Source organism: Citrobacter sp. A316, assembly GCF_002042945.1.
GTDB lineage: Bacteria > Pseudomonadota > Gammaproteobacteria > Enterobacterales > Enterobacteriaceae > Citrobacter > Citrobacter portucalensis.
Map to the genome: position 1 here is coordinate 275,198 of NZ_MVFZ01000004.1, position 10,841 is coordinate 286,038.

9 protein-coding genes are annotated in these 10,841 nt (G+C 52.8%); 6 read left to right on the forward strand and 3 right to left on the reverse strand.

All coding sequences use genetic code 11. From position 1 onward, the window contains the following. Positions 1–2 precede the first annotated feature (2 nt). A complete protein-coding gene (glpT, locus tag BZK41_RS07280; RefSeq protein WP_003834677.1) occupies positions 3–1,361 on the reverse strand; it encodes a glycerol-3-phosphate transporter in 1,359 nt (452 codons plus the stop codon). 270 nt (positions 1,362–1,631) lie between these two features. Here glpT and glpA point away from each other — a divergent pair, with 270 nt between their 5' ends. The 4 genes from glpA to BZK41_RS07300 all read left to right on the forward strand — a co-directional run bounded on the left by glpA (position 1,632) and on the right by BZK41_RS07300 (position 6,816). Next, a complete protein-coding gene (gene glpA / locus BZK41_RS07285; RefSeq protein WP_079937689.1) occupies positions 1,632–3,260 on the forward strand; it encodes an anaerobic glycerol-3-phosphate dehydrogenase subunit A in 1,629 nt (542 codons plus the stop codon). Then, complete coding sequence (gene glpB, locus BZK41_RS07290) at positions 3,250–4,509, forward strand: glycerol-3-phosphate dehydrogenase subunit GlpB (RefSeq protein ID WP_079937690.1); 1,260 nt, start codon at positions 3,250–3,252, stop codon at positions 4,507–4,509. Before glpA ends, glpB begins: the two co-directional genes overlap by 11 nt. Beyond that, positions 4,506–5,696: an anaerobic glycerol-3-phosphate dehydrogenase subunit GlpC gene (gene glpC, locus BZK41_RS07295; protein WP_079937691.1), complete on the forward strand. Its 1,191-nt coding sequence runs from the start codon at positions 4,506–4,508 to the stop codon at positions 5,694–5,696. The genes glpB and glpC overlap by 4 nt, the downstream gene beginning before the upstream one ends. Before the next feature lie 190 nt (positions 5,697–5,886). Further along, positions 5,887–6,816 (forward strand): Rpn family recombination-promoting nuclease/putative transposase, encoded by a 930-nt coding sequence (locus BZK41_RS07300; RefSeq protein ID WP_079937692.1) that lies wholly within the window; start codon positions 5,887–5,889, stop codon positions 6,814–6,816. A gap of 38 nt (positions 6,817–6,854) precedes the next feature. Here the strand turns inward: BZK41_RS07300 and BZK41_RS07305 are convergent, their stop codons facing one another. Next, positions 6,855–8,051, reverse strand: a complete 1,197-nt coding sequence (locus BZK41_RS07305) for a nicotinamide mononucleotide deamidase-related protein YfaY (RefSeq protein ID WP_079937693.1) — start codon at positions 8,049–8,051, stop codon at positions 6,855–6,857. Positions 8,052–8,130: 79 nt separating this feature from the next. Beyond that, entirely contained in the window at positions 8,131–8,673 is a 543-nt protein-coding gene (locus BZK41_RS07310) for a YfaZ family outer membrane protein (protein WP_048215871.1), read from the reverse strand. Positions 8,674–8,990: 317 nt separating this feature from the next. Here BZK41_RS07310 and nudI point away from each other — a divergent pair, with 317 nt between their 5' ends. Together nudI and arnB are read left to right on the forward strand one after the other, a co-directional pair. Next, positions 8,991–9,416 carry a nucleoside triphosphatase NudI gene (nudI, locus tag BZK41_RS07315; protein ID WP_079937694.1) on the forward strand — a complete coding sequence of 142 codons (426 nt, stop codon included), beginning with the start codon at positions 8,991–8,993 and terminating at the stop codon, positions 9,414–9,416. Between the two features lie 283 nt (positions 9,417–9,699). Further along, positions 9,700–10,839: a UDP-4-amino-4-deoxy-L-arabinose aminotransferase gene (gene arnB / locus BZK41_RS07320; RefSeq protein ID WP_079937695.1), complete on the forward strand. Its 1,140-nt coding sequence runs from the start codon at positions 9,700–9,702 to the stop codon at positions 10,837–10,839. Positions 10,840–10,841 lie beyond the last annotated feature (2 nt).

Below are 10,841 nucleotides of genomic sequence, written 5' to 3' on the forward strand. Positions count from 1 at the left end.
TATTAGCCCCCGTTACGCTTCAGTTCCATCTCTTCGTGATGGCGTTTTTCGCCAATCATGACGACCACCAGCAGAATAACCGCCAGCACGCTACCGCCAATCATTACCATAAAGCCGCCGTCCCAACCGAAGAAGTCAACGGTGTAGCCAACAATAGCGCTCGCGGCCACAGAACCGCCGAGATAACCGAACAGACCGGTAAAGCCAGCCGCCGTTCCCGCCGCTTTTTTCGGTGCCAGTTCCAGCGCGTGCAGACCAATCAACATTACCGGGCCGTAGATCAGGAAGCCGATGATGATCATACAAGCCATATCGACGTTCGGGTTGCCTGCCGGGTTCATCCAGTAAACGATGGTCGCAATAGTTACCAGCGTCATAAAGAACACGCCAGTCGCGCCACGGTTACCACGGAAGACTTTATCCGACATCCAGCCGCACAACAGCGTGCCCGGAATACCCGCATACTCATACAGGAAGTAGGCCCAGGATGATTTGTCCAGTGCGAAATGCTTCACTTCTTTCAGGTAGGTCGGTGACCAGTCCAGGATGCCGTAACGCAGCAGATAAACAAACACGTTAGCGATAGCGATGTACCACAACAGTTTGTTCGGCAGTACGTACTGCATGAAGATCTGCTTTGCAGTCAGCTCTTCTTCCGCTTTCTCGGTGTAATCGTCCGGATAGTCGTTCTTATACTCTTCGATAGGCGGCAGACCACAGGACTGTGGTGTGTCACGCATCAGGGCAAAAGCAATCAGCGCGACGACGATCGCACCGAAAGCAGGCATATACAGCGCCGCTTTCCAGTCATTGAACCAGGCCATACCCAGCAGGAACAACAGCGGAGGCAGACCGCCACCCACGTTATGCGCACAGTTCCAGACGGAAACAATGCCCCCACGCTCTTTCTGCGACCACCAGTGCACCATAGTACGGCCACACGGCGGCCAGCCCATCCCCTGGAACCATCCGCAGAGGAACAACAGCACAAACATTATCGCGATGCTCGATGTCGCCCACGGCACAAAGCCCATGAACAGCATTACTGCGGCGGCCAGAATCAGACCGGCTGGCAGGAAAACGCGCGGATTCGAGCGATCCGAAATGGACCCCATGATGAATTTCGAAAATCCGTAAGCAATGGAGATACCGGACAACGCAAAACCCAGATCGCCACGCGAGAAACCTTGCTCAACCAGATACGGCATCGCAAGGGCAAAGTTCTTACGTACCAGATAGTACGCGGCATAACCAAAGAAAATCCCCAGAAAAATCTGCCAACGTAATCGACGATATGTCGGATCGATCTCCGCTGCAGGTAAACGCGCCGTGTGTGACGCTGGTTTAAAAATGCTCAACATAGTGTAGCCTCCGTGGCCGTCTTTCATTCGAAGTAAACACTGCAGTTCGTCATTACTACCCTACCGCTCCCAGTGTGGCCGCGATGTTAAGGAAAGATACATAACAAAAATGTGAAACGCAGCACATATTGTTACAGATTTATGACAAATGTTCATAAAGGCGCACGAAATCACGTTTCATTTTCGAATAATGAGCGATTATGCGCGAAATCAAACAATCCATGTTTTTTATGTGGCTAAATGATAAAAAACGAACTGTGAGGAAAAACAATGAAAACTCGCGACTCGCAAACAAGTGACGTGATTATCATTGGTGGGGGAGCAACAGGTGCAGGGATCGCACGCGACTGTGCGCTGCGCGGGTTGCGCGTCATCTTAGTGGAACGCCACGATATCGCCACTGGTGCGACCGGGCGCAACCACGGCCTGCTGCACAGCGGTGCACGCTACGCCGTCACCGACGCTGAATCTGCCCGTGAGTGCATCAGCGAAAACCAAATTCTGAAACGTATCGCCCGTCATTGCGTTGAGCCAACGGACGGTCTGTTTATTACCCTGCCGGAGGATGAGCTGTCCTTCCAGGCCACCTTTATTCGCGCCTGTGAAGAGGCAGGGATCCGCGCAGAAGCGATTGACCCTCAGCAGGCACGTATTATCGAACCTTCCGTGAATCCACAGCTGATTGGTGCAGTAAAAGTACCAGACGGGACGGTCGATCCTTTCCGTTTAACCGCGGCTAACATGCTGGATGCGCGTGAGCATGGCGCGGTTATCTTAACGGCACATGAAGTGACGGGACTGATCCGCGAAGGCGCAACGGTTTGCGGCGTTAATGTGCGCAATCATCTGACAGGCGAAATGCAGTCCCTGCATGCACCGGTTGTCGTCAACGCCGCCGGGATCTGGGGTCAACGCATTGCGGAATATGCCGATCTGAGCATCCGTATGTTCCCGGCCAAAGGTTCGTTGCTGATTATGGATCATCGCATTAACCAGCATGTCATTAACCGCTGCCGTAAGCCCTCTGACGCCGATATTCTGGTGCCTGGCGATACCATTTCGCTGATCGGTACCACCTCACAGCACATTGATTACGACGATATCGACAGCAACCGCGTCACCGCAGAAGAGGTCGATATTCTGCTGCGTGAAGGCGAGAAGCTGGCGCCGATTATGGCGAAAACGCGCATTTTACGCGCCTACTCCGGCGTACGCCCGCTGGTAGCCAGCGACGACGATCCAAGCGGTCGTAACGTCAGCCGCGGGATTGTACTGTTCGATCACGCAGAGCGTGACGGACTGGATGGTTTTATCACCATTACCGGCGGCAAACTGATGACCTATCGCCTGATGGCAGAATGGGCCACCGATGCCGTTTGCCGTAAGCTGGGTAATACCCAACCTTGTACAACGGCAGACACCGCGCTGCCTGGTTCGCAGGAGTCTACCGAGCATACGCTTAAACGCGTGATCTCATTGCCCGCGCCATTGCGCGGCTCAGCGGTCTACCGTCACGGCGATCGCACCCCAGCGTGGCTTAGCGAAGGCCGTCAGCACCGCAGCCTGGTCTGCGAATGCGAAGCGGTCACCGCAGGCGAAGTGCAATACGCCGTCGAAAATTTAACCGTCAACAGCCTGCTCGATTTGCGTCGCCGTACCCGTGTTGGAATGGGGACCTGCCAGGGCGAATTGTGTGCCTGCCGCGCGGCAGGTTTGCTGCAACGTTTTAATGTCACTACCGCAGCGCAGTCTATTACCCAGCTTTCCGACTTCCTCAACGAACGCTGGAAAGGCGTGCAGCCTATCGCCTGGGGAGATGCGCTGCGCGAAAGCGAATTCACGCGCTGGGTTTATCAAGGGTTGTGTGGTCTGGAAAAGGAGCACCAGGATGAAATTTGATACCGTCATTATCGGCGGCGGCCTCGCCGGACTGCTATGTGGCCTGCAACTGCAAAAAAGCGGACTGCGCTGCACGATTGTTACCCGCGGCCAAAGCGCCCTGCATTTTTCCTCCGGCTCACTGGATTTGCTCAGCAGCTTACCCGATGGTCAACCGGTGACGGATATTGAAGCGGGTTTGAATGCGCTGCGCACTCAGGCCCCCGCACATCCGTATAGCACCATCGGAACGCAGAACGTTCTGGAGCTGGCCCAACAGGCGCAAAATCTGCTGGAAGAATGCGGCACGCATTTGCAGGGCAAGGTACATCATTCACATCAACGCGTAACCCCGTTAGGAACCTTGCGCTCAACCTGGTTAAGTTCCCCGGAAGTGCCGGTCTGGCCGCTGTCTGCAGAGCGTATCTGCGTTGTGGGTATTAGCGGTTTACTGGATTTTCAGGCGCATCTCGCCGCGGCATCATTACGCCAACGCAATCTCAGCGTCGAGACAGCAGAAATCGATCTCCCTGAGCTGGATGTCCTGCGTGATAACCCGACCGAGTTTCGCGCCGTCAACATTGCGCGCCTGCTGGATAACGAAGATAAATGGTCGCTGCTCTATGACGCATTGCTGCCAATGGCAAAAACCTGCGACATGATAATCATGCCGGCCTGCTTCGGTCTGGCAGATGAGCGGCTCTGGCAGTGGCTTAACGAGCGCCTCCCCTGCTCGCTGACACTGTTACCGACCCTACCGCCCTCGGTACTGGGCATGCGTTTGCACAACAAGTTGCAGCGCCAGTTTGTGCGTCAGGGCGGTGTGTGGATGCCGGGTGATGAAGTGAAAAAAATCACCTGTCAGGATGGCGTGGTCAGCGAAATCTGGACCCGAAATCATGCCGATATCCCCTTGCGGCCACGTTTTGCCGTGCTCGCGAGCGGCAGCTTCTTCAGCAGCGGACTGATCGCCACGCGTGAGGCAATCCACGAACCAATCCTGGGACTGGATGTACAGCAAACCGCCACCCGCGCCGAGTGGTATCAGCGTGATGTTTTCGATCCACAACCGTGGCAACAGTTTGGTGTAACTACCGATTCCGCACTGCGCCCATCACTGGCGGGAAAAACGATAGAGAACATGTATGCCATTGGTTCCGTCCTCGGCGGATTCGACCCTATAGCCCAGGGTTGCGGAGGCGGCGTGTGCGCAGTTAGCGCCTTACATGCCGCACATCATATTGCGAAACGTGCAGGAGGACAGCAATGAGCGACACACGTTTTGAAAGTTGTATCAAATGCACGGTGTGCACCACCGCCTGCCCGGTAAGCCGCGTCAATCCGAGCTACCCAGGCCCTAAGCAGGCCGGTCCGGACGGTGAACGCTTACGCCTGAAAGATGGCGCGTTATATGACGAGGCGCTGAAATATTGCATCAACTGTAAGCGCTGCGAAGTGGCCTGTCCGTCAGACGTGAAAATCGGTGATATCATCCAGCGCGCGCGCGCCAAATACGACACAACGCGCCCATCGCTGCGTAATTTTGTCTTAAGCCATACCGATTTGATGGGTAGCGTATCCACCCCCTTCGCCCCAATAGTGAATACCGCCACCTCGCTGAAACCAGTACGTCAGCTGCTGGATTACGCGCTAAAAATCGATCATCGCCGTACGCTGCCGAAGTACTCCTTTGGCACCTTCCGCCGCTGGTATCGCAGCGTTGCCGCACAGCAGGCGCAGTATCAGGATCAGGTCGCCTTTTTCCACGGCTGTTTTGTGAATTACAACCATCCCCAGCTCGGCAAAGACCTGATCAAGGTATTGAATGCGATGGGAACCGGCGTACAACTGCTGAGCAAAGAGAAATGCTGCGGCGTACCGCTGATTGCCAACGGCTTTACCGATAAAGCGCGTAAGCAGGCAGTAAGCAACGTGGCCTCACTCAGGGAGGCGATTGATGGTAAAGGCATTCCGGTGATCGCCACCTCATCGACCTGTACCTTTGCGCTACGTGATGAATATCCGGAAGTGCTGGATGTCGACAACTCAGGCCTGCGTGAACACATTGAACTGGCAACCCGCTGGCTGTGGCGCAAGCTGGATGAAGGTAAAACGCTGCCGCTGAAAACGCTGCCGCTGAAGGTGGTCTATCACACGCCATGTCACATGGAGAAAATGGGCTGGACCCTCTATACACTGGAGCTACTGCGACAAATTCCGGGGCTGGAGCTGACGGTGCTGGATTCTCAGTGTTGCGGGATTGCCGGGACTTACGGCTTTAAAAAGGAAAACTATCCGACTTCCCAGTCTATTGGCGCACCGTTATTCCGCCAAATTGAAGAAAGCGGCGCTGATATCGTCGTCACCGACTGCGAAACCTGTAAATGGCAGATTGAGATGTCTACCAGTAAGCGTTGCGAACATCCCATCACCCTGCTTGCCAAAGCGTTGGGTTAACTCTGTTGCCCGGTGGCATTTGCATTTGCTACCGGGCATTTTTTGCGTAGCCCGTTCCGCTTAATTGAATACGTTGCAGTCGGGCGTATTTATCTCTGATTCATCCACGCAAAGAACCCATTTCCCGCATGCGGCGCAGATTAAAAGTGGATACCGTCACGCCATCTTCTCTTTCTGGTGACGGACTACCATGGCTAAATCCACTACATCTACACCGCATGATGCCGTTTTTAAAAAGATAATGTCTTACCCTGAGATGGCTCGGGATTTTCTGGATATACATCTTCCCGCCACATTACGTGAGATATGCGATTTACAAACGCTGAAGCTGGAGTCCACCAGTTTTATCGAACAAGATCTCCGCGCATACTACTCCGACTTAGTGTGGTCACTAAAAACCCGCGAAGGCCTGGGCTATATTTATTGTGTTATTGAACATCAGAGTACGGCGGTACCGCACATGGCATTTCGCCTGATGCGTTATGCCACCGCTGCGATGCAGTATCATCTTGATGCCGGCAATAAAACGCTGCCGCTGGTGATCCCCATGTTGTTTTATCACGGCCAACAAAGTCCCTATCCCTGGTCGCTCAACTGGCTGGATGAATTTGACAATCCACAGCTGGCTCGACAACTGTATTCAGAGGCTTTTCCGCTGGTCGACATTACCGTGATACCTGACGATGAAATCGCACAGCATCGGCGTGTTGCACTGCTAGAGTTGATGCAAAAACATATCCGCGATCGTGATTTGATGGGGTTGGTGGACCGCCTGGTCTCGCTATTAGTTACAAGCACCGCTAATGACAGCCAGCTACAAACGCTATTTAATTACCTGCTACGGTACGGTGACGTTTCTCACGTCGGCGAATTTATCCATGAAGTCGCCGAACGTTCCCCCCATCATAAGGAGAGGTTGATGACAATCGCAGAGAGGTTAAAACAAGAAGGTCACCACAATGGGCTACAACAAGGGATACAACAAGGATTAGCGCAAGGAATACAGAAAGGTACACAAGAAGAAGCCTTACGTATCGCGCGCATGATGCTGGAAAAGGGAATTGATCGTGATTTAATTCAGTTAATTACCGGGCTATTGCCTGGCGATACCACCGCATGAACCAGATTGGGAAGGCATTTAGCCTTCCCAATCAATGATTAAATCGTCAACGACTCAACCACTTCGATCCAGCCGTGTTCGCTAGCGATATCCTGATTGTTAAGCCAGCGGCGCAGCATATTTAGCGCCATCATCGCGCACACTTCCTGACGAATCGCCAGGCTGTAGCGATTTGCATTCAGCCGTACGCGCAAGGCGTGTGTCCCATCAGGCGTGGCCAGCGCAAAGTTAATATGTTCGTTTTCGAAAGCCGATATCGCGAGTGCCAATCCAGCATAATGTTTGCTGCGTCGCTCAGTTATCCAATGTGCCGTTTGCGCCAGCGTTTCTTCCTGGGGCGGAACCACTTCACTCGCCAACAGTGGCGCATTCGCACGAGAAAGCTGGAGTGCCACCAGACCACCGGTGAATTGTTCGCTCAGCGTCAGACTGTATTGCCGTTCCTGCAACGAGCGGGCGATTTGCGCGGGCAAGCCTTCCGTGCCTTCAAAAATCATATTCTGCCCGGCAACCCGCTTAACTTCTGGCCACAGCGCCAGCATCGCTTCCCGTTGAGAATCCGGCCCGGTCAGCTTTAGCTCAATAATTGGCATTGAGGAGCGATAACCCATTGTTACTCCCGGAGGTAACGGCAGCGGATCCAGGCTCTGCGCCAGGTCGCTTTCAGAACGGCCAAAGGTGGTTAATCGCAGGCATAACGGGGGCTGAGCCAAAGAGAAACGCTCACGCAAACGAGGCAGAATCTCATGCTCAACCATGGCTTTGAATTCTGACGGTACACCCGGTGTAAAGAACATCAGGCAGCGGTTAAGCTTCAGGGCGAACCCGCACGCGGTTCCCACAGGATTATTGATAAACTCAGCGCTGGCTGGAAGTTCAGCCTGTTTGCGGTTGCTCGGCGCCATCACGCGACCACGATCGCGGAAATATCGCTCCATCTCGGCCAGCCATGCTTCATGCAGCACCAGTCCTTCGCCTTTTGCCGTTGCCGCTGCCAGCGCGCTCAAATCATCGCTGGTTGGCCCCAGACCGCCATTAACGATCAGAACATCGGCGTGTTCGCTACGCTCACGTAAAACGGCGACTAAATCGTTAAGATTGTCACCTACCGTATTGCGGCGTGTTAGCGGTAAACCCTGATTAAAGAAAAAATCGGCCAGCCAGGCGGCATTAGTGTCGACGATTTGTCCGTGCAACACTTCATCCCCGGTGGATAGCATCTCCACGTTTAACATCGTGTTCTCCTGCTTTTATGATGAAAACACTATAACGCATGGAGGGGGGAAGGCGCGACTGAACGCCGCGCCAGAAATGTTAGAAGCTGGCGTTAACCCCAACGTACGGGCCATCAGCAATCGCGTTATCACGGTTGCCGTCTTTACCTGCCAGGTTCAGGTAACGATAACCGGCTTCGATACTCAGCGGACGCATAATGGTCAGACGCGCACCGGCATTTGCTTCTTCATAGCTGTCGATACCGCTGGAAAGCGAATCAGGAGAGTAATAATACTCACCAAACAGACGGAAGCTGTCGCCAATCGGCCATTGTAAACCGCCACCGACAGCAGCAGCATAGCCTTCATCGCCATCGTTTGGATTGGTATAAACACCTTTACCACCAACGGTCGCCATCAGCGGCCCCAGTGGGATATTCAGACCTAAACCCAGCCCGGCAACATCACCGTCGTCATCGTTATGCATCCAGTTACCGCTGACGGCCAGACCAGTACTCTCAGTGCCCATACCGAATCCCAGGTTGGTGTAGTCTTCGCCAGCCTGGCCGCTGATGCTAATCGCGCTCGCCGACGCGGAAACAAACAGCATTCCGGCAAAACCCAACATTAAACTTTTTTTCATTTTCTATCCTTTCCAGCAAGAATCAAAACATAGCCCCAAAACCGATGAATTGTACTGTCAGATGGCGAGGAATCAATGAGCTAAAAAAGCGATGCAATGGCATATTGTAACTAAATACTACTCACAAGATTTGTTTAAGGTTAAATTCTTGTGCCAATTACACAACTGAGCGTCCCAGAACGTCATTTTCAACAAACATCCTGTTTTCCCTGCCAAAGCGCTCTTAATTGCCGATGAAACATTTTTTCTGCCGCCAGCAAAAGGTAAGATGAGCACATGATGGAATTTTCTATACCTCCCCTACAAGGACTCGAATGATGCGCCAAAGAACGATTGTTTGCCCATTAATTCAAAACGATGGCTGTTATTTACTCTGCAAAATGGCTGATGACCGCGGTGTGTTTCCCGGTCAGTGGGCGCTTTCTGGCGGCGGTGTTGAACCGGGTGAACGTATTGAAGAAGCTCTGCGCCGTGAAGTGAGGGAAGAGCTGGGCGAACAACTGGTGTTATCAGAAATTACCCCCTGGACCTTCAGTGATGATATTCGCACTAAAACCTACGCTGATGGCAGTCAGGAAGAAATTTACATGATTTATCTCATCTTCGATTGTGTGGCGGCGAATCGTGAAGTGAACATTAACGAAGAGTTCCAGGCATTCGCCTGGGTTAAACCGGAAGATCTCGGTGCCTACGATTTAAATATCGCCACGCGTAAAACGTTAACCTTGAAAGGGTTACTGTAGGTTATCATTTTAATAACGGCATATAATTAACATTCCGAATAGCGGCATTGCACTCATCAACTTATAGCAAACAGCAATGCCGTAAAAAACAGATAAAATAATTTAATTTCATAAAGATAAATAAAAACCACCTCTATTTACCCGTCTATCCCAAACCTTAAACTCTTAAGGATAAATTAACCTTCAGTCATTAACCTTTGTAGCCTGATGAAATAATTAACGACGCCCCTGTTTATCACTAAAAAAAAGCTTCGGTGGCGTTAAATGGCTTGAAGGAATAATGATGTCTGACTTTTTGCCTTTCTCTCGCCCGGCAATGGGTGCTGAAGAACTTGCCGCAGTGAAGGCCGTTCTGGACTCTGGGTGGATAACCACCGGTCCGAAAAATCAACAGCTGGAAGAAGCCTTCTGTCAGCTCACAGGAAATCAACACGCCGTCGCCGTCTGCTCCGCCACGGCGGGCATGCACATCACGCTGATGGCGTTGGGCATAGGCGCAGGCGACGAGGTCATAACGCCGTCGATGACGTGGGTTTCCACCCTCAACATGATTGTCCTGCTGGGTGCGACGCCCGTCATGATCGACGTCGACCGCGATACGCTTATGGTGACACCTGAGCAAATTGAAGCCGCTATTACCCCACGAACTAAAGCCATTGTTCCAGTACATTACGCAGGCGCCCCCGCCGACCTTGACGCGATTTATGCCATTGGCGAGCGTTATGGCATCCCGGTAATAGAAGATGCGGCCCATGCCGTGGGGACGTTGTATAAGGGCCGTCATGTCGGTGCTCGCGGTACGGCAATTTTCTCGTTTCACGCCATTAAAAATATCACCTGTGCGGAAGGTGGACTGATCGTTACCGACGACAGCCAGCTTGCTCAGCGGCTTCGCAGTCTGAAGTTTCACGGTCTGGGGGTTGATGCTTTTGATCGACAAACCTATGGTCGGGCGCCGCAGGCCGAAGTGCTTGCGCCAGGATACAAATACAACCTGACGGATATCAATGCCGCTATTGCGCTGGTACAGCTGAATAAGCTGGAGCAACTGAACTCACGCCGGACGCAAATTGCCCAGCAATATCAACAAGCGCTGGCTGATACGCCATTTCAACCGCTGGGCCTGCCCCAATGGTCGCACGTTCATGCCTGGCACTTATTCATCATTCGTGTTGACGAAACGCGCTGCGGGTTGAGCAGAGATGCCCTGATGGAAGCGCTGAAGACCAAAGATATCGGCACCGGTCTGCATTTTCGTGCAGCCCATACGCAAAAATATTATCGCGAACGCTTCACTACTCTTTCGCTCCCCAATACAGAATGGAATAGCGCACGCATCTGCTCGCTGCCGTTATTCCCCGACATGACCGACGCTGACACTCAGCGGGTCATTACGGCACTTCGCGAAATTGCAGGACAATAACC